This window comes from Haloarcula amylolytica JCM 13557 (assembly GCF_000336615.1).
Classification (GTDB): Archaea; Halobacteriota; Halobacteria; order Halobacteriales; family Haloarculaceae; genus Haloarcula; species Haloarcula amylolytica.
The window spans coordinates 453,035-473,383 of sequence record NZ_AOLW01000015.1 but is presented as its reverse complement, the minus strand read 5'-3'; the positions used below and the strand labels follow the sequence as shown (position 1 = coordinate 473,383).

Annotated in this window: 21 protein-coding genes; 8 read left to right on the top strand and 13 right to left on the bottom strand. The window is 65.2% G+C overall.

What is annotated here, in order from left to right; translation table 11 throughout:
- Nucleotides 1–3: 3 nt before the first annotated feature.
- From C442_RS08305 to mct, 6 genes are all read right to left on the bottom strand, one after another.
- Nucleotides 4–1,092 (bottom strand): ArsA family ATPase, encoded by a 1,089-nt coding sequence (locus C442_RS08305; protein WP_008309457.1) that lies wholly within the window; start codon nucleotides 1,090–1,092, stop codon nucleotides 4–6.
- Between the two features lie 51 nt (nucleotides 1,093–1,143).
- Nucleotides 1,144–1,305, bottom strand: a complete 162-nt coding sequence (locus C442_RS23225; protein ID WP_004516852.1) for a DUF7563 family protein — start codon at nucleotides 1,303–1,305, stop codon at nucleotides 1,144–1,146.
- Nucleotides 1,306–1,380: 75 nt separating this feature from the next.
- Nucleotides 1,381–3,828 carry an ATP-dependent DNA helicase gene (locus tag C442_RS08300; protein ID WP_008309455.1) on the bottom strand — a complete coding sequence of 816 codons (2,448 nt, stop codon included), beginning with the start codon at nucleotides 3,826–3,828 and terminating at the stop codon, nucleotides 1,381–1,383.
- A gap of 222 nt (nucleotides 3,829–4,050) precedes the next feature.
- Entirely contained in the window at nucleotides 4,051–4,611 is a 561-nt protein-coding gene (locus C442_RS08295; protein WP_004516850.1) for a TATA-box-binding protein, read from the bottom strand.
- Between the two features lie 202 nt (nucleotides 4,612–4,813).
- Nucleotides 4,814–5,254 (bottom strand): TRAM domain-containing protein, encoded by a 441-nt coding sequence (locus C442_RS08290; protein WP_008309452.1) that lies wholly within the window; start codon nucleotides 5,252–5,254, stop codon nucleotides 4,814–4,816.
- A gap of 70 nt (nucleotides 5,255–5,324) precedes the next feature.
- The gene (mct, locus tag C442_RS08285; protein WP_008309450.1) at nucleotides 5,325–6,515 is read right to left on the bottom strand and encodes a succinyl-CoA:mesaconate CoA-transferase; all 1,191 of its coding nucleotides are present in this window, start codon (nucleotides 6,513–6,515) and stop codon (nucleotides 5,325–5,327) included.
- Between the two features lie 121 nt (nucleotides 6,516–6,636).
- Here mct and glmS point away from each other — a divergent pair, with 121 nt between their 5' ends.
- The 5 genes from glmS to citE are packed head-to-tail and all read left to right on the top strand — an operon-like array spanning nucleotide 6,637 to nucleotide 11,907.
- Nucleotides 6,637–7,077, top strand: a complete 441-nt coding sequence (gene glmS / locus C442_RS08280) for a methylaspartate mutase subunit S (RefSeq protein ID WP_004516847.1) — start codon at nucleotides 6,637–6,639, stop codon at nucleotides 7,075–7,077.
- 2 nt (nucleotides 7,078–7,079) lie between these two features.
- The gene (locus tag C442_RS08275) at nucleotides 7,080–8,543 is read left to right on the top strand and encodes a methylaspartate mutase subunit E (protein WP_008309448.1); all 1,464 of its coding nucleotides are present in this window, start codon (nucleotides 7,080–7,082) and stop codon (nucleotides 8,541–8,543) included.
- Complete coding sequence (locus C442_RS08270) at nucleotides 8,533–9,801, top strand: methylaspartate ammonia-lyase (RefSeq protein WP_008309447.1); 1,269 nt, start codon at nucleotides 8,533–8,535, stop codon at nucleotides 9,799–9,801. The genes C442_RS08275 and C442_RS08270 overlap by 11 nt, the downstream gene beginning before the upstream one ends.
- Nucleotides 9,794–10,870, top strand: coding sequence for a 2-methylfumaryl-CoA hydratase (gene mch, locus C442_RS08265; protein ID WP_008309446.1), 1,077 nt, complete (start codon nucleotides 9,794–9,796; stop codon nucleotides 10,868–10,870). Before C442_RS08270 ends, mch begins: the two co-directional genes overlap by 8 nt.
- Nucleotides 10,867–11,907 carry an L-malyl-CoA/beta-methylmalyl-CoA lyase gene (gene citE, locus C442_RS08260; RefSeq protein WP_008309445.1) on the top strand — a complete coding sequence of 347 codons (1,041 nt, stop codon included), beginning with the start codon at nucleotides 10,867–10,869 and terminating at the stop codon, nucleotides 11,905–11,907. The genes mch and citE overlap by 4 nt, the downstream gene beginning before the upstream one ends.
- 15 nt (nucleotides 11,908–11,922) lie before the next feature.
- On the opposite strand, the gene C442_RS08255 is transcribed toward citE, so the two are convergent.
- Both C442_RS08255 and C442_RS22090 read right to left on the bottom strand, forming a co-directional pair.
- Nucleotides 11,923–13,041 carry a pyridoxal phosphate-dependent aminotransferase gene (locus tag C442_RS08255; protein ID WP_008309444.1) on the bottom strand — a complete coding sequence of 373 codons (1,119 nt, stop codon included), beginning with the start codon at nucleotides 13,039–13,041 and terminating at the stop codon, nucleotides 11,923–11,925.
- Between the two features lie 38 nt (nucleotides 13,042–13,079).
- Nucleotides 13,080–13,223 (bottom strand): hypothetical protein, encoded by a 144-nt coding sequence (locus C442_RS22090; RefSeq protein WP_004961837.1) that lies wholly within the window; start codon nucleotides 13,221–13,223, stop codon nucleotides 13,080–13,082.
- 79 nt (nucleotides 13,224–13,302) lie between these two features.
- On the opposite strand from C442_RS22090, the gene C442_RS08250 reads away from it, so the two are divergent.
- Nucleotides 13,303–13,812, top strand: coding sequence for a CinA family protein (locus C442_RS08250; protein WP_008309442.1), 510 nt, complete (start codon nucleotides 13,303–13,305; stop codon nucleotides 13,810–13,812).
- Nucleotides 13,813–13,848: 36 nt separating this feature from the next.
- Nucleotides 13,849–14,355: a metal-dependent hydrolase gene (locus C442_RS08245; RefSeq protein ID WP_008309440.1), complete on the top strand. Its 507-nt coding sequence runs from the start codon at nucleotides 13,849–13,851 to the stop codon at nucleotides 14,353–14,355.
- Here C442_RS08245 and C442_RS08240 read toward each other — a convergent pair.
- Nucleotides 14,352–15,113 carry a PHP-associated domain-containing protein gene (locus C442_RS08240; protein WP_008309438.1) on the bottom strand — a complete coding sequence of 254 codons (762 nt, stop codon included), beginning with the start codon at nucleotides 15,111–15,113 and terminating at the stop codon, nucleotides 14,352–14,354. The two genes, C442_RS08245 and C442_RS08240, sit on opposite strands and share 4 nt — an antisense overlap.
- A gap of 115 nt (nucleotides 15,114–15,228) precedes the next feature.
- Here C442_RS08240 and C442_RS08235 point away from each other — a divergent pair, with 115 nt between their 5' ends.
- Complete coding sequence (locus C442_RS08235) at nucleotides 15,229–15,528, top strand: DUF7565 family protein (RefSeq protein WP_004516837.1); 300 nt, start codon at nucleotides 15,229–15,231, stop codon at nucleotides 15,526–15,528.
- A 329-nt stretch (nucleotides 15,529–15,857) separates the two neighbouring features.
- Here the strand turns inward: C442_RS08235 and C442_RS08230 are convergent, their stop codons facing one another.
- From C442_RS08230 to C442_RS08215, 4 genes are all read right to left on the bottom strand, one after another.
- Nucleotides 15,858–16,295 (bottom strand): transcription elongation factor Spt5, encoded by a 438-nt coding sequence (locus C442_RS08230; RefSeq protein WP_004516836.1) that lies wholly within the window; start codon nucleotides 16,293–16,295, stop codon nucleotides 15,858–15,860.
- A gap of 4 nt (nucleotides 16,296–16,299) precedes the next feature.
- On the bottom strand, nucleotides 16,300–16,479 hold the full coding sequence (locus C442_RS08225; RefSeq protein WP_004592944.1) for a protein translocase SEC61 complex subunit gamma: 180 nt from the start codon (nucleotides 16,477–16,479) through the stop codon (nucleotides 16,300–16,302).
- Nucleotides 16,480–16,625: 146 nt separating this feature from the next.
- Complete coding sequence (locus tag C442_RS08220) at nucleotides 16,626–19,079, bottom strand: methyl-accepting chemotaxis protein (protein WP_008309433.1); 2,454 nt, start codon at nucleotides 19,077–19,079, stop codon at nucleotides 16,626–16,628.
- Nucleotides 19,076–20,314 carry an ABC transporter substrate-binding protein gene (locus C442_RS08215; RefSeq protein WP_239642281.1) on the bottom strand — a complete coding sequence of 413 codons (1,239 nt, stop codon included), beginning with the start codon at nucleotides 20,312–20,314 and terminating at the stop codon, nucleotides 19,076–19,078. Before C442_RS08215 ends, C442_RS08220 begins: the two co-directional genes overlap by 4 nt.
- Between the last annotated feature and the right edge of the window lie 35 nt (nucleotides 20,315–20,349).

Here is a 20,349-nt window from a genome sequence, read left to right as displayed (position 1 = left end):
GTCTCAGTCCAGACAGGCCGCCACAACCGACAGCAACCGCTCGCCGCGCACTTCTTCGGCGAACAGCGGGACGCGGCGCACGTCGTGGCCGCGGAACATGTCCTGTGACCGGGCCAGCGCGTCCTGCTGGACCTGCCAGCGCCGCGCGCAGAACTCGCAGTCGGCGTGGTTCGGGCCGGCGATGTCTACGTCCTCGCCGAGCACTTCGCTCGGGTCTTGCATCACTCTGTTGACGACGACGGTGCTGACGGGGATGTTGAACTCGTCGAGTTGGGCGAGCAAGCGTTCGGATTCGACCACAGACAGTTCCTCGGGGACCATCACGATGCGGAAGTCGGTCTTCCGGGAATCCTGCAGAATCGACCGCAGGTGTTCGATGCGGTCGGACAGTTCCCGCAGGTCCTCGATGCCGGCCTCAGCATCCACGTCTTGGTCGTCGCCGAACATGCCGGTGAGGTTGTCCATCATCCCCGAAAACCGCTCGCGGAGCTGGAGGATCTTCCCGACCATCGAATCCATCGTCTCGGGGAGTTCCAGCAGGCGGAGCGTGTGACCGGTCGGGGCGGTGTCGATGACGACGCGGTCGAAGCGGTCGTCGTCGACGTAATCCAGCAGGAGGCGGAGGGCCGCGGCCTCGTCAGCCCCGGGCATCGACCCGCCGAGGAGTCCCTCCTCGCCGCCGATGGGGTCCTCGGCCTGACCTGCGCCTGCTGCGCCGCCTGCGCCACCGCCGAACATGCCGTCGCCGCCGAGCAGTTCGCCCACGCCGCCGAGTGCGTCCTCCTCGACGCCGAGCGGTCCCTCGCCGACGGCGGCCTCCGGGTCGATTTCCGCGGCGTACAGCGGGATGTCCTCACGGATGCGCGTCGGCGTCGCCGGGATGTCCGCCTCCAGCGTGTCCGACAGCGAGTGTGCGGGGTCCGTAGAGACGACGAGCGTCGCCGTGTCGTCTCGCGCGGAGGCCAGCGCCGTTGCCGCGGCACACGTCGTCTTGCCGACGCCGCCTTTCCCGCCGTAGAGGACGTACTCCGCTGCGTCGATTCCCGCGGGTGCGTCGATGTCGTCGACCGCCTCGACGTCGAGTTCGCTCATGCCAGGAGCTACGCTCGCCCGGACTTGAGTACTTCCCGAAAAAGAGTTGTCCTACTGCCTCGAGGATCGCGCTTCACGGACATCCGCGCCGTCTCTGAGTTTGTCCTCACAGTTCGGACAGACCCGGGGGCCATGACCTTCGACGGCTTCTGGTGTGAAAACCCGTACGTACTGCTCGGTTACGAACTCGCCGCAGTTCTGACACTCGGGCATCTATAGGTACACTCGTTCCACGATGTATATGCTTTCCGCTGGCAACGAAATCTTCCGGTTAATCAACAGGCGGCACTACTGGTGGTCGGCCCAGAACGAATCTAGTTGGCTCGCGAGGAAATCGGGTGTCATCCGGGTGAACTCCTCGCGCTCGCCGGCGGGCAGGTACGGATACACCGAATGCCGTGCGTCCGGCGTGTACCGGCGGCCGACCAGCGCCCGCACGCCGACCTCGTCGACACCGCGGATGACGCGGCCGATGGCCTGGCGCGCGCGCCGCACGGCCGGGACAGTCAGGGCGTACTCGAAGGCGTTGTCCTCGCCGAAGGCGTCGCCGTATGCTCGCTGGACACCCCGGACGCGGGGCGACCCGATATTCACCAGCGGGATGCCCACGACGGCACAGGTCGATAGCTTCTCGCCGTCGTAGTCGACACCCTCCGTCAGCGTCCCGCGTGTCGACGTGACCATGACTTTCCCGTCGCCGCTGAAGAACTCGCGTTTCAGCCGTTCGGTCTCCTCGTTGCTCGATGACTCGTCAACGAGAACGGCCTTGTCGACGGCTTCTTGCAGGTATGCGCCGGCCCAGCGCGCCTCCCGATAGTTCGGCATCGCCACCATGACGTTGCCCGGCGAGCGGGCCAGCGCGCGCAGCGCCTGTGCGTACTCGTCGCGCGTCGGGTTCCAGTTCTCCCCGAGCGGCCGCATCGTCTCGGGGTCGCCGCGGTTGCGCGCGGTAAACGGCGTCGCGTCCACGAGATACGAGGCCCGGTTCTCGGACGGGAACGGCAGGTCGTAGGTGGTCGTGCGGACCGGCCGGCCGTCGCCGGACTGCTCGTCGGGGGCTGTCGACCCCGTCTCGGCCATCGAATCCAGCCCGGAAACGCGGGTGAACACGTCCAGCGGCTCCAGCGTCGCGCTCATCAGGATACCGCCCCCGAGGTCGTCGAAGACGTTCCGAAGCGCCGTCGCCGGCATGCAGTTGTAACAGAGCAGCCCCGGCGTGTAGACGGCCTGGTAATCGGCGTCGAGGGTCTGTCCGTGATTGGGGGAGTGCTCCAGTTCGATCTCCCGGAGGAACGTCGCGTGGTCGCGCTCCCACCACTGGCCGGCCAGCACGCCGACGGCGGCACACACCGGCTGGCGGGTCAGGCCGAGCTGGTCGATTGCGTCCTCGACCGCGGCCCCGACCTTCGACAGTGACCGCCAGAGCGACCCGTCGTATCCCTTGCCCTCGGCCCACTCGGTCAGTTCGTCCTGTTCGACCGTGTCGGGGTCCCGCAGCGGAATCTCCCTATCGTGTTCCGGCAGCATCGACGGGTCCGCGCGCCAGCCTTCGTGTTCGGCGTCGAGGAACGACTCGATGCGGTCGTCGAGCCACCGAACGAGGTCGTCGTAGAACTTCCGGGCCTGGTCGACTGCGTCCAGCGGGACTTCACGGGCCGACAGCACCTCGCGGACCTGCGCCTTGTGGTCGGCGCTCTGCTGGGCGCGCTGAATGAGCGTCGTGCAGTCGTTGCGCGCCTGGACGATAGTCTGGCGGCCCAGGCGGTCCGACAAGAGGTCCCGCACGCGCTCTTCGAGCCGGTGGGCCTCGTCCACGATGACGAGCGTCTGGCCGTCGAGCACGTCCGACAGCAGGGGTCGAGAGCCGGGGTCGAACAGGTGGTTGTAGTTCCCGATGACAACGTCGGCCTCGTTTAGCATCACGTTCATCACCCGGTGTGGGCAGGTCCCGCGCTCCGTCGCCGCCGGCAGGTAGTCGTCCATCGTCACTACATGCCCCTCCCCGGCGGAGAAATCGACGGACGAGCCCTTGTTACGAGCGTACCAGTCCGCTTCGAACGGACAGTACAGCGGCGGGTCCGATCCCTCAGCCATCGACTCTGGGGCCGTGGGCTGGGCCTTCCGGTATGGGGAGGTCGCGCCAGCGGTCTGGAGTGTGTCGTTGCCAAGAGTCGACTGCTCGACTGCGTCGGGGCGCGCGGCAGCGGCGAGGTCCTGACCCTTCCGCGGGTCCCACCACTGGTCGTCGTCGGTCTCACCGGCGATTGTGGCGTCCGCGACGGCTGCGCCGTCCGAGCGCCCGTCGTCCTCGACTAACCGCGCCGTCGCCTCCCTGAGGTCCTCACAGCGGTCGTGCGTGCCCACGTCGTCGGGGAACTGCCCCTCGCGACCGTACGGGCAGAGGTCGCGCTTGCCGACCAGCGAGATGCCGTCGAAGGGCTCCTCTATTCCAGCGTTGAGCGCTCGAAGGTCGTCGACGAACTGCTGGAGCTGTTGTTTGACCGGGGTAACGACGACCATTCGCTCGTACAGATTCGTATCGCGGACCAGCGTCGCGCCGGCGGTGAGCGCGGCCATCGTCTTGCCCGTCCCGCAGGGGCCCTCCATCGCGAGAAAACCGCGTGCCTTGCCCGCCTCGATGGCTCGTTCGACGGCGTCAGCCTGGTTCTCGTATGGCTCGTCGAAGCCGAAATACGTGCGCCAGGACTCCGTGCCCGTCGAGGCCGGGTCTGCCATTGGGCCGGGGTTAGTCGTCCCGGTATTTGAACCGCAGGGTTCCTGTCCGCCGCTCGCGCTCTGTGTGAACAGCGTCGAGACCACAATGAACGGAAAAACGGGCAGTGACTGACCGCCGGCCAGTCACTATAGTAGCCATTGAAAATCAATGCACACCTGATCGCACGACGGCAGTGCGATCAGTGTGTACATCGTTTCAATTGTTACTATAGCACCGAGCCGTTAGTCCAGCAGGCCGAGGTCGCTGAGCCGCTCGACGATAGTGTCGACGGCTTCCTCCGCGTCCTCCTTTCGCTTCCCGCCGGTGACGACGAGCTTCCCCGAACCGAACAGCAGCGCGACCACGTCGGGCTCGTCCAGTCGGTAGACGAGGCCCGGGAACTGCTCCGGCTCGTACTCGATGTTCTCGAGGCCGAGGCCGATTGCGATGGCGTTGAGGTTGAGCGAACTCCCGAGGTCCGCGGAACTGACGATGTTCTGGACGACGATTTCGGGATCGTCGTCGACCTGGATGTTCAGGTCGCGGAGTTTGTCGAAGACGATACGCAGGCTCTGGTGGACGTCGTCCGTGGATTTCGCACCCGTGCAGACGATCTTGCCCGACCGGAAGATGAGCGCGGCGGATTTGGGGTCCTGTGTCCGATAGACGAGGCCCGGGAACTGTTCGGGGTCGTAGTCGGCCCCCTCCAGGTCCATCGCGACGCTCTCAAGGTCGAGTTCTTGTCCGATACCGGTCGAAGCAACGACATTTTCGATGTCAATGCTCTCTTTTGGGTCGACCATATAGTGTTTTAAATACCGGATTTAAATCATATAAACGTTTGTGATGCTGTGATTACTAGTCGTTCTTCGACCTCTACCACGTCCGACAGATTCCATTCAAGTGGGGGTACGTCCGCCGAGCGGCCCGCTGTGCCCGTTCGGTCCGGTCCTGCGAGGCTGCCACTCCGGCGGTAGAACGAGCCGAAAAGAGCCAGCAGTCCCGCTATACGGTCCGGCCGTCGTTGTCGACGACGCTCGCAAACGCGACGTTCTCCTGCACGGTTTCGATTTCGACGGTCGGCGAGTCGCCCGGTTCGCCGTCGGGGACAATGACGACGTAGCCCCGCTCGACCTTGGCGATGCCGTCGCCCTGGTCGCCCAGCGATTCGATTGTGACGTTTCTGATCTCGCCCTCGTCGACCGGCGGTTGCGGGACGCCGGTGTCGGCTCGCTCCGGGTCGGTATCCTGTGTGGGCGTCTGTGGCTGGGCCGTCGTCGACGAGCCGGCATCGACCTGTGAGAGCAGACCGACGCGGTAAGTCTCGCCCGGCGAAATCGCGCCGTGGGACACTTCGCTTTTCGGAATCTCGACAATATATCGGTCCCCGTCAGTCTCTACTCGCGCACTGAACAATGTACTGAGTGCATCTGGAACTTCGACCATAGCCTATTCTACGGCTCATGATAGATAATGGTCCTGCCCTGATGTGGTGAAAATTGCCGGCAGTTGCCGATTAGTCGTCGCTTTCGACGCGATTGGTGCCCGTACCGACCCCGGCCTCGTCGAGCAGTTCCGCCCTGTGCTCGTCTAGCAGCGGCGCGCGACCACCGGGCGAGGGCATGGTTTCGGTCATCTTTATCGGACTGCCGGCGATGGTTATCTGTTCGTCGGCGCCGGGCTGGTCGACATCGGTGAGCATCTCCCGGTCGTGGATGTGGGGGTCGTCGAAGATGTCGGCGGTGTTCTGGACCGGCGCGGCCGGCACGCGCCCTTCGAGCAGGTCGAGGAGCGTCTCCGAGTCGATGGTGGCTGTCCAGTCGGCGATTTCGCGGCGCAGGGACTCGCGGTTCGCGATCCGACTGCCGGCGTCGGGGTAATCCGCGGCGAGGTCCGGGCGCTCCATCGCCTCGCACAGCGTCTCCCAGTGGCCGTCGGAGAACGCCGCGATGACGACGTGGCCGTCGGCGGCCTCGAAGGAGTCGTACGGGAACAGCGTCGGGTGAGAGTTCCCCTGCCGGGTCGGCGACTGGCCGTCACAGGAGTACTGGTACACCGTTCGCTCACACAGCGACACCATCGAGTCGTACATCGCCGTATCGACGTACTGCCCCTCGCCAGTGCGCTCGCGGTGATGGACGGCCGCGAGGATTCCGACGGCGTTCAGCACGGCAGTGAAGAGGTCGCCGACGCCAGGGCCGACCTTCGTCGGCGGCCCGTCCGACTGCCCCGTGATTTCCATGACGCCGCCCAGCGCCTGCGCGATGAGGTCGAACGAGGGCTGGCCCTGCCGGTGGGTTTCGCCCGTCCGCGGGTCGCCAAAGCCCCGGATGGAGGAGTAGATGAGGTCCGGGTTGTGCTCCCGCAGCGTCTCGTAGCCGCAGTCGAACTTCTCCATCGTGCCGGCCTTGAAGTTCTCGACCACCACGTCTGCGCGCTCGACGAGCGAGAGGAACGCCTCGCGGTCTTCGTCGGCCCCCAGATCGAGTTCGAGCGAGCGTTTCCCGCGGTTGACGCTCTGGAAGTAGCCGCCGTAGGCCTCCTCGTCGCCGTCGGACACGAACGGCGGGTTCGACCGGATGAGGTCGCCGCCGGGGCGTTCGACCTTTACCACGTCCGCGCCCATGTCCGCGAGCAACATCGTACAGTACGGTCCGGCGAGGACCTGTGTCAGGTCGAGCACACGCAAGTCGTCAAGCGCACCCATGGGAAAACCACGACGGGGCGGCCGCATAAACCTTCTTGAATGTCCGTTATAAATTCCTTAAGGCCATATTATCATGAAAGACCATTAGGTTTATCACTACCCGCCGATGACGGGGTAGTACATGCCCCGGACCGTTATCCTCGGCGTGATTGGCTCCGACGCGCACGTCGTCGGCATCACGATTCTAGAGCAGGCGCTCTCGGCCGCTGGCTTCGAGGTCATCAACCTCGGTGTCCAGACTTCACAGGACGAGTTCGTCTCTGCCGCGAAATCGCACGACGCCGAGGCAGTACTGGTATCCTCCCTGTACGGGCACGCCCGTCAGGACTGTGAGGGGCTTCACGACGAGCTCGACGACGCCGGGCTCGACGTGCTCACCTACGTCGGCGGGAACCTCGCCGTCGGCCAGTCCGACTTTGAGGAGACGCAGGCGACCTTCCGGCAGATGGGCTTCGACCGAGTCTTCGACGCGGAGACCGACCCGGAAGAGGCCATCGAGATGCTCCGCGAAGACCTGCAACTGACGACAACAGAGGCGGAGCAGATCAGGGTTGACGGGTGACTATGCCAACTGACGAGCGACTCAGCGACGACCAGCTACAGCGCATCGCAAACGAACTCAGGGACAACTGGCACACGGGCCGGGAAGTCGACTTCGAGGAGGCCATCGCCTTCCACGAGTCGCTGCCGGCCTCCAAACAGTTCGCCACGGTGCTGGAGTCGGCCGACCAGCCGCTCCTCCAGCCGCGGGCGGGCGTGCCCTGCCTCGAAGAGCAGATCGACCTGCTGCGGTATCTCCAGGACGAGGGCGGCGCGGACCTCCTGCCGACGACCATCGACTCGTACACGCGCGACAACGAGTACGAGAAGGCCGAGGAGGGACTGGCCGCCTCCCGCGGCAGCGACGAGAACGAGCTGAACGGCTTCCCGGCGGTCAACCACGGTGTCGAGGACTGCCGACGGCTCATCCGGGCGCTGGACGCGCCGGTCGAGGTCCGGCACGGCACGCCGGACGCTCGACTGCTGGCGATGGTTACCCTCGCCGGCGGCTTCCAGAGCTTCGAGGGCGGGCCGATCTCCTACAACATCCCGTACACGAAACGGCACGACCTCGCGACGACCATCGAACACTGGCAGTTCGTCGACCGGCTCTGCGGGGCCTACACCGAGCGCGGCGTCACCATCAACCGCGAGCCGTTCGGCCCGCTGACCGGCACCCTCGTCCCGCCGAGCATCGCCATCGCAGTGATGCTCGTCGAGGGCGAGCTAGCCGCGACACAGGGCGTCCGGTCGCTCACACTCGGTTACGGACAGGTCGGGAACCTCGTGCAGGACGTGGCGGCGCTTCGCGCGCTTCGGAAGCTCGGCAACGAGTACCTCCGCGACGAGGTGACCGTCACGACCGTCTTCCACGAGTGGATGGGCGGCTTCCCGCCCGACGAGGCGCGGGCCAACGGCGTCATCAGCCTCGGCGGCGCGACGGCGGCCGTCGCCCAGCCGGACAAAGTCATCACGAAGTCCGCTCAGGAGTTCCAGGGCGTGCCGACGAAGGAGGCCAACGCGGCCGGACTGCGAACGACGAGACAGCTCATCGATATGATGATCGAACAGGATATCGACCTCGGGGGTATCGAAGAGGAACAGGCGCTCATCGAGCGGGAGACACGGGCGCTGATGGACGCGATCTACGACGCCGGCGACGGCGACGTGGCACGGGGGGTCATCAACGCCTTCGACAGCGGCGCGCTGGACGTGCCGTTCGCGCCGAGCGACGCCGCTGAGGGCGCGGTGCTACCGGCCAGAGACGACGACGGCCGGGTCCGCATCTTCGAGTTCGCGGACCTCGCGCTCCCGGACGAGATCAAGGAGATCCACGCCGCGCGGTTGGGCGAACGGGCCGAGACCGAGGGCCGCGACCAGTCCTTCCGGATGGTCGCCGACGACGTGGACGCCATCAGCGACGGGAAGCTCATCGGGCGGCCGACCGGTGACAACAGCCCCGCGGGAGGTGCGAGCGATGCGGATTGAGGACGTTCGGACGGTTCCCGGCTTGTCGGGGTTCTTCTTCGACGACCAGCAGGCAATCAAGGACGGGGCGACCCAGAGCGGGTTCGCCTACGACGGCCAGCCGGTCACGGAGGGGTTCGACCGCATCCGCGAGGCCGGCGAGGCCCTCATCGTGGAAATCGAACTCGCCGACGGCTCCATCGCGACGGGCGACTGTGCTGCGGTCCAGTACTCGGGGGCCGGCGGCCGCGACCCGCTGTTCCGGGCCGAGAAGTACCGTCCCGTCGTCGAGGGTCCCGTTGCCGATGCGCTCCGGGGCCAAGATGCGACACAGTTCGGTGCCAACGCGACGATGCTGGAGGAGATGAACGCACAGCGTTCGGGCGGTGACCAGCTCCACACCGCGGTCCGCTACGGCGTCTCACAGGCGCTGCTGAACGCCGCCGCACAAGCACGCGGGGTGACGCCGACGGACGTGCTCGCCGACACCTACGACACCGAACCGGCCACGTCACCGATTCCGGTGTTCGGCCAGTCGGGTGACGAGCGCCGCACCAACGCCGAAAAGATGCTCATCAAGGGCGTCCCGGTGTTGCCCCACGGCCTGTTCAACAGCGTCGAGAAGGTCGGCGAGAACGGCGAGGGGCTGCGTGACTACCTCGCGTGGCTCTCGGACCGGGCGACGGCCCTCGGGCCGGAGCCGTACTCGCCGCGCTTCCACGTCGACGTGTACGGCATCCTCGGGAAGGTGTTCGGCCCGCCGTACGACCGGACCGAGGTGACCGACTACTTCGAAACCCTGCGCGAGGCCGCCGCCCCGTACCCCCTTCAGGTCGAGGGCCCGATGGACGCCGGCGGCCGCGCGGAGCAGATATCCCGGATGGCCGAACTCCGCGGCGGCCTCGCGGACGCCGGCGTCGAGGTGGACATCGTCGCCGACGAGTGGTGCAACACTTTCGAGGACGTACAGGCGTTCGTCGACGCGGAAGCCGCCGACCTGGTCCAGATAAAGACGCCGGACCTCGGTGGGATCCAGCGCTCGGCCGAAGCGGTGCTGTACTGCGAGGGCACGGATACCCGCGCCTACGTCGGCGGGACCTGCAACGAGACCGTGACCTCGGCGCGGGCCTGTGCCCACGTCGCGCTGGCGACCGACGCCGCGCAGGTGCTGGCAAAGCCCGGGATGGGCTTCGACGAGGGGTTCATGGTCGTCACGAACGAGATGCGGCGGGCGCTTGCACGCCGCGAGGCCACACGGGAGGTTCCGGCCGATGACTGACTGGACTGACCCCGACGCCATGGACCTCTCGGACGGCGAGACGTTCGACGCGCTGCTGGACCGGGCCGACACCCGTGAGAAGGGCCACTTCTTCGAGTTCTTCGCTGAGGGCGACGAACTCGCTCACGACCCCGGGCTCAGACTCACCCACCACGGCAGCGAGCAGTGGATGGGCCAGACGCTCAACCACGACCCGGCGTACTGGCGGGCCGACACCGCCCGGGAACGCGGGTTCGAGGAGCGCCCGGTTCACCCGGACTACCTGCTCGCGTGCGTGATGGGCATCACCGTCGAGGACCTCTCGGAGAAGGGCGGCTACTTCCTCGGCCGCGATGACGTGGAGTTCCACCAGCCGGCGACAGCGGGGACGCCGCTGTCGGTGACTTCGACCGTCGTCGACACCCGAACCTCCTCTTCCCGGCCGAAGTACGGCATCGTCACCTGGGAAACAGAGGGCCAGGACCGCGAGACCGGCGAGACGCTGGTGTCCTACCGGCGGACGAACATGATTCCGCGCCGCGAACCGGCGGCCACCGACGGCGGCGCTGTCGGGGAACAGGACGATGGGGGGACGACGCTGCCCGACACCCTCGTCTCTCCAGACGGCGAACGTTTCGGGGATTTCCAAGCGGCACTCGACACCGCCCGCGAGGAGAACGCCGCCGTCGCCTACCGCCACGAACGCGGGCGGACGATGGACGACCAACTCGTCGCCGGGCTGCCGCTTTCGACGCTCAACACCGCTCGCCAGCACCACAACCGCGACGAGATGGCCGACTCGCCGTCGGGCGACATCGTCGCGTACGGCGACGTGACCCGCTCGATTGCGCTGGCCCACGCTCGCTCCGACGAAGCGACCTACCGCGAGCAGCGGTTCGCCGACGAGCGGTTCCACGACTTCGTCACGCTGGGCGACACCGTCTACGGCTTCACCCGCGTCCTCGACTGCGACCCCGACGCCGGGCCGGAAGGGGCCGGCGCGGTCACGTTCGAGCACGTCGCGTTCAATCAGGAGCAGACCCCGGTCTACTCTGGCCGGCGAACCGCACTCATTCAGCGAAATCAATGACACGACTCTGTCGCACATTCCAGACCGCACCGGCCGCGATACCGAACGACAACAGCGCGAAGTTCCTCGTCTCGGGACTGACCAGCGAGGGGTTCCAGACGCCGGACTGGCTCGTCCCCGACATCGAGGACGGCACCGCGCCGTCGATGAAAGACGAGGCCGTCGACAACATCGTCGAGCACATCCCCGACCACGCCGACGAGTTCGCGGGGGACATCCTCCCACGGGTCGAATGGGCCTACGACGACGCCGACGCCCGCGAGCGCGGCATCGAGCAGGTAACCCGCCTCGCGGCTGAGGTCGGCGAGGAACTGGACGGCTTCGTCTTCCCGAAGGTCGGCCGCCTCGACGACGTACGTGACGCGGCAGGCGTCATCGCCGACGCGGAGCGCGACGCCGGGCTTGCCGAGGGGACGCTGGAGATGGCGATCATTCTGGAGACGGCACCCGGCCGCTCGGACCTCCGCGAAATATGCCAGTACGCGGCTGACTCGCGGCTCTCCGCGCTCGTGTTCGGGCCGGTGGACTACACCGCGGAACTCGGCGGGCGCGCGCTCGACGGGGAGCGGCCCCGCTGGGACGGCCTGCTCGAAGCGCTCTCGAATGAGACGAGCGCGGCGGACATCGTCGCCATCGGCGGCCCCTTCGACCAACTGTTCCACGAGCGCGCCGGCGTCACCTACTACAACGCCGAGGGGTACGCCGACCAGGTGGAACACGAGGCGACCATCGGCATCGACGGCTCGTGGTCGCTGCACCCCAAGCAGACCACGCAGGCCAACCGCATCCACATGCCGACAGTGGAGGAAATGGAACGTGACCTCCACAAGATCGAGTCGTTCAACGAGGCCAAGCGCGAGGGGACCGGTGCGGTCGTCGTCGACGGCCAGATGGTCGACGAGGCGACCTACAAGAACTTCGCGAACACGGTCAAAACCGTCCGAGCTATCGACGAGACCCACCCTGCCCAGACCGAGGAGTACTACGACGACGACCTGCTGGCGCGGGCACGAGATGTCGAACTGATCTTCGGCTAAGCCGGCAGTCGCTTTTTATTCGAAGTAGTTCGCCAGCCGTTCGGCCGCCTCGTCGACCCGTGGCGTCACGAGCGCGAACCGGATCCAGTCGCGCCGGGATTCGCCGAACGCCTCGCCGGGCATCCCGGCGACGCCGGCCTCGTCGACGAGTTCGTACACGTTCTCGAAGGACCCGGGGAAGTCGGGGAATCGGGCCATCACGTAGAAGCCACCGTCGGGGCGGTTGTACTCGGCACCAGCCTCGGCCAGCGCGGCGCAGAAGTCGTCGACGCGTTCTTCCAGTCGCCGTCGGCAGTCGGCGTAGTAGTCCGGACTCGTCGTCTTCAGCGCCCGCAGGACGGCGTACTGCGCCGGCCGGCTCCCGGTGACGTTCGTGAGCATGTGCTGGGTGCGAGCACGTTCAAGGAGTTCGCCGGTCGGGCCGTCCTCCGGTGGGAAGATTGCATAGCCGACCCGCAAGCCGGTGATCGCCATCGTCTTTGAGAAGGAGTTGGTGGCGACGACGTGGTCGGAGTCGGCGTGCAGCGCCGAACTGAACCGACCCGCGTAGTCGAAGTGGTCGTACACCTCGTCGCTGAGCAGCAGCGCGTCGTACTCCTCGGCGATGGCTGCGAACGCCGCCATCGCGTCGGCGTCGTACACCGCGCCAGTGGGGTTGTTCGGCGAATTGACGACGATGACGGCCGTCTCCTCGCTCGCGGCCGCCCGAACGTCCGCTGGTCTCAATCGGTTGCGCTCGTCGACCGGGACGAAAGAGATGTCCGCGCCGACGAAGTTCGCCCGGCCGGCGTAGTAGGGGTAGACCGGGTCCGTCAGGAGAATCTCGTTGCCGTCGAAGTGGTGGAGTCCGCCGGTCATCGCGAGGTGGTTTGCCTCACCCGCGCCGTTCGTGATGAGGACTCGGTTCCGGTCCACCCCACGCCGAGCGGCGATTTCATCGCGGAGGGGCGTCAGCCCGACGCTGGGCGGGTACTGGTAGTCGTCGGCCGGAGCCTCGGCGTAGTCTCTGAGCCCGTCCCGAAGCCCCTCGGGCGGGTCCCAGTCGGGGTTGCCCGACACCATGTCCACCACGTCCCGGTCGGCCCGGGCCGCGTACTGCATGACCCGGAAGAACTGGGGTTCCGTGTAGTCCATACGGGCCCTCCGGCTGCCGGCCCCGTCTGCTTTTCTGTCTACTGGCGGATGTACAGCGTCAGTCCGCCGAGGACCAGCAACAGCATCCCCCACAGAAGGTCCGACCCCGGCAAGACCCAGAGGAATAGCGTCACGAGACCCGACGTAACGAGTGACCAGCCAAGCGTCGTCTGATAGCTCATACACGCAGTTGTGTCTCCGAACTGAAAGTATCTCGGCCCGCCCTGAACGCTTATTCGCCTGTCACGACAACTACCGGTAATGACAGACGATACTGCGGACCCAGTCGAGAAGCGCGTCGGCAAGCGTCTCCGAGAAGCCGATGCCACGGTCGCTACCGCGGAGTCCTGTACCGGCGGCCTCGTTGGGTCGAGAATAACGGACATACCCGGCTCCAGCGACTACTTCGACCGCTCGCTGGTCACCTACTCCTACGAGGCCAAGCGGGAACTGCTGGCCGTCTCGCGGGAATCGCTGGACGCCCACGGCGCGGTCTCTGAGTCGGTAGCTGTCGAAATGGCCCAGGGCGCACGCGATACCGCCCGGACCGACTGGGGCGTCGCCACGACTGGCGTCGCCGGGCCGAGCGGCGGCTCGTCGGAGACGCCCGTCGGGACGGTCTACATCGCCGTGGCAGAGGCCGCCCCGTGGGGGACCAACGAGTCGGGCGTGACTGTGTCCCGCTACGAGTTCGACGGCACCCGTCGAGAAATCAAAGCGAGCATCGCGACACAGGCGCTCCGAGACCTGGAAACCGCCTTACAGGAGTAGTAAGCTCTTTCAGTCGGGACACAGACGGTCCGGTAGATGAACAAACGTGGGCACGTCCTGAACGCCGTCCTCCTGAGCATCGGACTGGGATACGTCCTTGACCCCTCGGGCGACGTGACGACATTCGCGACAATCACAGAGGTGTTCCTTCCCGTCGTTCTGGGCGCACTGTTCCCCGACGTCGACACCGCCTTCGGCAAGCACCGCAAGACGCTGCACAACATCCCTGTCCTCGTGATCTTCCTGGCCCATCCGCTGTATCACGGCGGCAATCTCCAATGGGTGTGGCTCGGCGTCCTCACCCACTACGTGCTGGACTACTTCGGTTCCCGCCGGGGCATCGCGCTGTTTTACCCCATCTCGGACAAAGAGTACGGGTCACCGACGGGTGTGACGACTTCCAGTGAGTATGCGGAGGTTGTCACCGTCGCGATTACCATCTTCGAACTGGCCGCGGTCGGGCTGTTGATACATGTGCTCCCACAGTACCTGCCGCCGTCGGTCCGTACCTTCGTCGTCGAGAACAGCGCGTTTCTGGTTTAGTACACTTTCACATCGTCGAACCGACCGCTGTACGCGACGTGGTCCGGATGAGTTGGCTCGGTGCCCTGTAGCATCAGCCGGTCGAACTTGCCCCAGGTGTTTTCCAGCCCCAGGTGCGCCCACTCGACTGCCCGGCGGATGTCGTGTGAGAGGCCGTCACGATGGAACAGCGACCGCTCCACGTCGTCTTTCAGCGCTGCACTGAGCGCCGCCACGTCGTCGAACGCCTCGGCGAAGTTCACGTAGGCCTCGCCGACGGTACCACGAACGTGGGCATACGACGAGACGAACGGCTCGTGGCCGGTCTCCGACGTGAACGACTGCGCGCGGTCTCGGTGGTGGGACAGTTGCTTGGGGTTGTACACTTCCAGCGCGTCGATAACGTCGTCGTACGCTTCGATGTCGTCCAGTCCGAGGCTCACGTTGAGAAACCCGGGGTGGGGGACGAGCACGGCTGCGCCCTGACGGTCCAACTCTCGCATCGCGCCGTCGAAGGTGATGAAATCCGGGATCGGCTCTTCGAGGCCAATCGCCAGCACATGCCTGCGCTGTTGCCAGGTGCCAGTAAATATCTCTCTGGCTGGAAACACAGTCAGCTCTTCGTCGGAAAACGCCTCTGCTTGCCGCCGTATCTCCGGTAGCCGCGTGAAATGCGGCGCGTACACCAGCGCGTCGAGGCCACGTGCCTTCGCGCGCTCGACGACCCCGTCGTCGAGCACTTTCACGTGGAGATCAACGGCGTACCCCTCGGGTTGCACGGTGAACGCTAACTCCGTACTGCCATTAGGGGTTTCCGTTTCGGCAGCCTTCGGGACAGACCGATGACAGGTGGCAGCCAACGTTTTTAACCCCGCGTCGCATGCCACTGAGCAAATGCCACGCTGGGAGTGCGACATCGAAGGGGACGACAGACAGTTCGACCGCGTCGAGGAGCTTATCATCCACCAGTCGGTCGAACACGACCGCATCGAGTGCAAGGTCTGCGGTGCCGTCGTCCCCGACGGCTACTTCGCTATCAAGCACGCCTTCGACGAACACTCCCGCGCGGAGTACGTCCGCGCCTACGACGCCTCTGCCGCCGAGGTCCGCCGCCGCGAACAGATCAAGGAGTCCGTCGAGGCCGCCGCCAACATGAGCGAGGTCATCGACCGACTGGAAGGCGGCGAAGCGTAGCGACTGCGCGCTTTGTGAAACATAGGCGGAAGTTTAGTCGCCGCCGTTAGCTCGCTAAAAAGGCTACCGTACGGTCTCATGGCTCGCTCCGCTCCCGTTCGAGTTGAACGAGGAGCGCTTCGCTCAGCGCTCTTCGGAGTCGAGAACGCGAATCTGGTCGCCACGCACGGTGACCGGAATCGGGACCGTCGCTTCCTACTGCTCCACCTTTTTCTTCGTCGGGTACGCTCACTGTGTTCGCGCACCACTCCTCGAAAAACGTGGGCGAAAAAGCGGGCCCTCACGTCGTTCGGGCCAGTGAACCACCGGCTCCGCCGGTGGATATGTGCCTACCGCTCTTCGGAGTCGAGAACGCGTATCTGATCGCCACGCACGGTGACCGGAATCGGGACCGTTGCCTCGTACAGTTCGACGGTGACCTGATCCTTGCCTTCGTCGATGCGCTGGACCTGCGCCTTCTCGCCCTTGAACGGGCCGGCGATGAGTTCGACGATGTCGCCCTCCGCGATGCCTTCCACGTCCGGTTTCGGCGAGAGGAAGTGCTCGACTTCCGCCATCGAGGACTCCCCCTGCACGACGCCGTTGGCGTGGGGTATCTCGTCGAGGATCCGGTCGAAGACGTTGTGATCGTCCGCTTCGACCATGACGTAGCTCGTGAGCGAGTCCGGTGCGAGCGCGGCGTGGATCTCGTCTTCCTCGCGGGAGATGATCATGTCCGCGACGGTGCGTTCCTGACTGGCCGTGGTTTTGACTGCGTAGATTCCCATCGGTTTACACCGGCTTGCTGCCAGGGATGAAGGTCATCACGGCGAAGATGATGAACCCGAGCAGTCCGACCAGCGCGATGCCCGCGCCGGCGATTTTCGCGATCTGGGAGAACTCCTCCCACGACGGCGTACTCGCCAGTTTGAGTACGCGGATGTAGGAGGTGAGATCGTATGGAACGTCCATAGCGGGTCGTACCCACTGGTGGCTTTTCTATATTGTGGTGCGCGGCGACGAGTCCGCACCTCTCACAGAGCGCTTTGGGTACACCGTCGAAAAAAGTAGTCGACAGAGCGAAGCGATGGCCGAAACGGGCGTTCCGAACTCGTCGGTTAGTCGTCGGTCAACGCAGTCCCGTCCGATCCGTGTGCTCCCAGTTCACTGCCGTCACCGGCATCGCCGGTTTCGAACTGGTCGATGAGCTCCTTGAGGTCTGTCGCCTGACTGGAGAGCGACTGTATCTTCTCGGTGACCTCCGTGATCGACGCCGTCTGTTCCTCGGCGGACGCGGCGACGTTCTCGGCCTCGGCGGACGTCTCCTCGCTGATCGAGCCGACTTCCTCGGCCATCGAGACGACCTCTTCCATCGAAGCCGCCTGCTCGTCGGTCGCGTCGCTGATAGCCTGGACGCCGTCGTTTGCCTCGTTGACCTGCTGGACGATACTGGTCAGCGAGTCCGTCGCGTTTTCGACCGTTTTCTTCCCGGTGTCGACGCTCTCACCCATCTCCTGCATGTCCTCGACAGTGGTGTCGGTCCGGGACCGAATGTCGTCGATCATCGACTCGATATCGGTCGTTGCTTCCTGCGTCTCCTCGGCGAGCGTCTTGATCTCGCGGGCCACGACGGCGAACCCTTCGCCCGCCTCACCGGCCCGAGCGGCTTCGATGTTCGCGTTGAGCGCGAGCATGTTCGTCTGCTCCGCGATTTCGTCGATGAGCGTCGTGACTTCGCCGATGCGCTCCATCTCCTCAGCGAGGGACTCCACCTGTTCGATAGCCTCGGTGGACTTCCGTTCGAGTGCTTCGATTTCGGCGGCGGCTTGCTCAGCGTATTCGCGGCCGGACTCGCCGTCGTTGACGGCCTGTTGTGACTTCGACGCGACTTCGTCGGTGGACGAGGTGATTTCCTCGACGGTCGCCGAGAGGTCGGTCATCTCGTCGCTCACCTGCTGGATGTTCCGGTTTTGCTCGTCAGCGCCTTCGGCGATCTGTTGCACCGACTCGCTCACCGACTCGCTGGCCGACCGCACTTCCTGTGCGCTCGCGGAGATCGTCTCCGTCGAACTGTCGACGGTTCCGGCGAACCCTTCGATGCGGTTGACCGTCCGTTCGAGCTCCGTGATCATCTCGTTGAAGCTCTCCGCGATGTCGACCATCGCGTCGTAGTCGCTGTCGGTGGCCATCCGCTGGGTGAGGTCTCCGGCCGCCGACTTGTCCATCACGTCGCTGAACTCGGCCGCCTTCGCTTCGAGGGCGGACGCCATCGCCTCGGCGTCTTCTTTCGCCGCCTCCGCCTCGTCTCTGGCGGCTTCGACGTCGGTAATCAACGTCTGGATGTCCTCGCCCATCTCCTCCAGCGCCGCACCGAACTCACCGGGGATGCTCTCGTCGAGCGCCGGGTCGTCGAACCGCTTGTCAGCGAGCGCGTCGGCCTGATTCGCGGCGGTTGTCAGGTACGCCTGCATCGACGCGAATGAGTCGTACAGTTGCCCCATCTCGTCGACGCGCGTGGTCTCGGGGAGGGTACTGTTGATCTCACCGGCGGCGATGTCCTCGGCGCTTTCGGCCACGCGGGAGAGCGCGTTCGCGGTTCCACGCCCGATTGTCACGCCGACGACGAACAGTGCCCCCACGGCAAGCGCCAGGAGGAGCGCGATGTTCTCGGAGACAGCCGACTGCAGGGCGAACGCGCGGTCCTGCGGGACGTGATACAGCAACGCCCACTCAGTGCCGGTGACCGGCGTGTACGCCATCACGTACTGGCCGTCTTCCATGCCCGTTCTGGCGGAGACGGACTTGTAGCCGGTCTCGCCGTTCAGTGCTGCTTCGACACTCGTGTCGGTCGCGTCCCCGGTCGCTGCGTACTCTTCGAGAATAGAACTCTTCCGGTTGTCGAGAATGATCTGTCCGTTCGACCCGACGACCTTCACGTCGCCGGTCGCAAACGGTGACGTGAACTCGTGAGAGCGCGCCTCGAGCGACGCCGTCAGCACGACGTATTCGTCGCTCCCGGCCAGTGGTTGGACGAACGCGATAACCGATTCGTTACTGCTCTTGTACGCTTCGGACGTGCCCGTCGGTCCCGACGAGACGACTGCGCCACTCGCGTCGGTCCACGGATCGTCGACGTCGCTCAGTGCGACGCCGTTCAGTTCGTCGTCGGTGCTGGCGGTGACTGTGCCGTCAGCGGCGTCGACGTAATGAAGCGCCCGGACGTCTCCCGGTAACCCAATGAGCTTCTGTTCGAGCCACCGCTGGTGTTCTCTGTCCGAGGTGGACTCGGACCGGTCACCGATAGACGCCGCGAGGAACGACGCTGTCGACTGCTTGTTCGAGACCCAAGTTGAGACGGAACTCGATTGGGACTCCGCGACACCGCGGATTTGATCCTCTGTCTGTGACTCGACCAGCGCCCCCGTTTCGAGGTTGATGGCTGCCCCACCGAGTGCAAGTAAGACGACCACGCCGAGCAACAGGACGCCGAACTTCGCCGCGTACCGACGCCGAATGACGTCAGGGAGCGCACGCTCCGTCGCCTGAACCAGCCGGCTCGGGAGCGAACTCATCGGTTCCCTCCCGATTTGAAGAACTGCGGTTGCAATAGCTCCAGCGACTCGACCGCCCCGTTAGTGACCCGCTCGATCAGGTACGAACTCAGCGGTTCGAGGTCAGCCGTCAGGTCGACGCTTCCGGATGCGCCCTGGTAATTCACTGCCCGGCCTGCTTCAGTGAGTGACCGAACGCGACCGAAGTCGCCGACAGAGACAGTGTGTCCAGACCCGCCGGAGACTGACTGAATGGTCTCGGCGATTGCCGGACCGCTGCTTTCGCCGGCCTGTTCGGCGGCACACGCCATCAAAAACAGCGCGTCGTACGCGTTGACCGAGTACGCTCGGGGATCATCGATGTCCGAGAGTCGGCGGACGAGCTCGAAGTACGCTTGCGTTCGCGCAGAGGACAGCGATGCGCTGTAGAACCCTTCGTAATACGACGGGAGGTCACTACCGAACATCCCTGCAGACAACACCCATGGAACGTCGTACTCCGACTGGCTGTACGCATCAAGGATACCGCGCTCCTGACCGGAGACACTGGTGAAGCTGACGGCATCAGGGTCGTTCTGGAACACGTCTGCGAGCGTGTCGTCGAACGATTCCGACGACGGGTCATACCGAATATCGGCGACGACCTCGGCGTCGAGTACGTCGCGCTGCACTTCGGCCAGTCCGGCACCGAACGAGTTGTCGATGCTCAGTAACGCGACGGAGTCCGCATCGATGTACAGCGGGTCGTCGACGGCCTTCGCCATCACCACCGCTTGCGTCCCGTCACTCGGCACCGTTCGACCGAAGTATTTCCGCCCGTTGGCTCGGCCGGCAGTCGATAGCTGCGGGGCAGTACTGGCGGGGCTGACCTCCATGATTTCGTCGCTGGCTGCTTCCGGAGCGAGAGCGAGCGACGCGTCACTGACGAGGCCGCCGACGAAGCCGATGACACCACGGTCGACGAGTGATCCGTACTGCTCTACCGCGGTTTCGGCGTTCGCCTCGGTATCAAGAATGGTCACTTCGACGTCGTTACCGCCGATACCACCGGCGGCGTTGACGTCGCTTGCTGCCTGCTCGACCATGCGCTTGCCGTGTTGTCCGAGTGGGGCGAGCGCACCACTGAGTGGGAGGAGTGCACCAAACTGAACAGTGTCACCACCTCCGCCCAGAGAACCGAGACAACCGGATGAGAGTCCCAAGCTCCCAACGGTCAGACACTTTTTGAGAACATTACGCCTCGAATCTGAGTACATGCGAAGAGAGTTAGAATTTCCGGATAAACGCTTTT

Excerpts from the sequence above, each read along its gene's own strand:
- C442_RS08215 (WP_239642281.1), bottom strand. The coding sequence starts at position 20,314 with ATGTACTCAGATTCGAGGCGTAATGTTCTCAAAAAGTGTCTGACCGTT.
- C442_RS08275 (WP_008309448.1), top strand. The coding sequence starts at position 7,080 with ATGCCAACTGACGAGCGACTCAGCGACGACCAGCTACAGCGCATCGCA.
- mch (WP_008309446.1), top strand. The coding sequence starts at position 9,794 with ATGACTGACTGGACTGACCCCGACGCCATGGACCTCTCGGACGGCGAG.
- C442_RS08270 (WP_008309447.1), top strand. The coding sequence starts at position 8,533 with ATGCGGATTGAGGACGTTCGGACGGTTCCCGGCTTGTCGGGGTTCTTC.
- C442_RS08225 (WP_004592944.1), bottom strand. The coding sequence starts at position 16,479 with ATGGACGTTCCATACGATCTCACCTCCTACATCCGCGTACTCAAACTG.
- C442_RS08220 (WP_008309433.1), bottom strand. The coding sequence starts at position 19,079 with ATGAGTTCGCTCCCGAGCCGGCTGGTTCAGGCGACGGAGCGTGCGCTC.
- C442_RS08255 (WP_008309444.1), bottom strand. The coding sequence starts at position 13,041 with ATGGACTACACGGAACCCCAGTTCTTCCGGGTCATGCAGTACGCGGCC.
- C442_RS08305 (WP_008309457.1), bottom strand. The coding sequence starts at position 1,092 with ATGAGCGAACTCGACGTCGAGGCGGTCGACGACATCGACGCACCCGCG.
- C442_RS08235 (WP_004516837.1), top strand. The coding sequence starts at position 15,229 with ATGCCACGCTGGGAGTGCGACATCGAAGGGGACGACAGACAGTTCGAC.
- C442_RS22090 (WP_004961837.1), bottom strand. The coding sequence starts at position 13,223 with ATGAGCTATCAGACGACGCTTGGCTGGTCACTCGTTACGTCGGGTCTC.
- C442_RS08230 (WP_004516836.1), bottom strand. The coding sequence starts at position 16,295 with ATGGGAATCTACGCAGTCAAAACCACGGCCAGTCAGGAACGCACCGTC.
- C442_RS08250 (WP_008309442.1), top strand. The coding sequence starts at position 13,303 with ATGACAGACGATACTGCGGACCCAGTCGAGAAGCGCGTCGGCAAGCGT.
- C442_RS08245 (WP_008309440.1), top strand. The coding sequence starts at position 13,849 with ATGAACAAACGTGGGCACGTCCTGAACGCCGTCCTCCTGAGCATCGGA.
- C442_RS08300 (WP_008309455.1), bottom strand. The coding sequence starts at position 3,828 with ATGGCAGACCCGGCCTCGACGGGCACGGAGTCCTGGCGCACGTATTTC.
- C442_RS23225 (WP_004516852.1), bottom strand. The coding sequence starts at position 1,305 with ATGCCCGAGTGTCAGAACTGCGGCGAGTTCGTAACCGAGCAGTACGTA.
- mct (WP_008309450.1), bottom strand. The coding sequence starts at position 6,515 with ATGGGTGCGCTTGACGACTTGCGTGTGCTCGACCTGACACAGGTCCTC.
- C442_RS08290 (WP_008309452.1), bottom strand. The coding sequence starts at position 5,254 with ATGGTCGAAGTTCCAGATGCACTCAGTACATTGTTCAGTGCGCGAGTA.
- glmS (WP_004516847.1), top strand. The coding sequence starts at position 6,637 with ATGCCCCGGACCGTTATCCTCGGCGTGATTGGCTCCGACGCGCACGTC.
- C442_RS08295 (WP_004516850.1), bottom strand. The coding sequence starts at position 4,611 with ATGGTCGACCCAAAAGAGAGCATTGACATCGAAAATGTCGTTGCTTCG.
- citE (WP_008309445.1), top strand. The coding sequence starts at position 10,867 with ATGACACGACTCTGTCGCACATTCCAGACCGCACCGGCCGCGATACCG.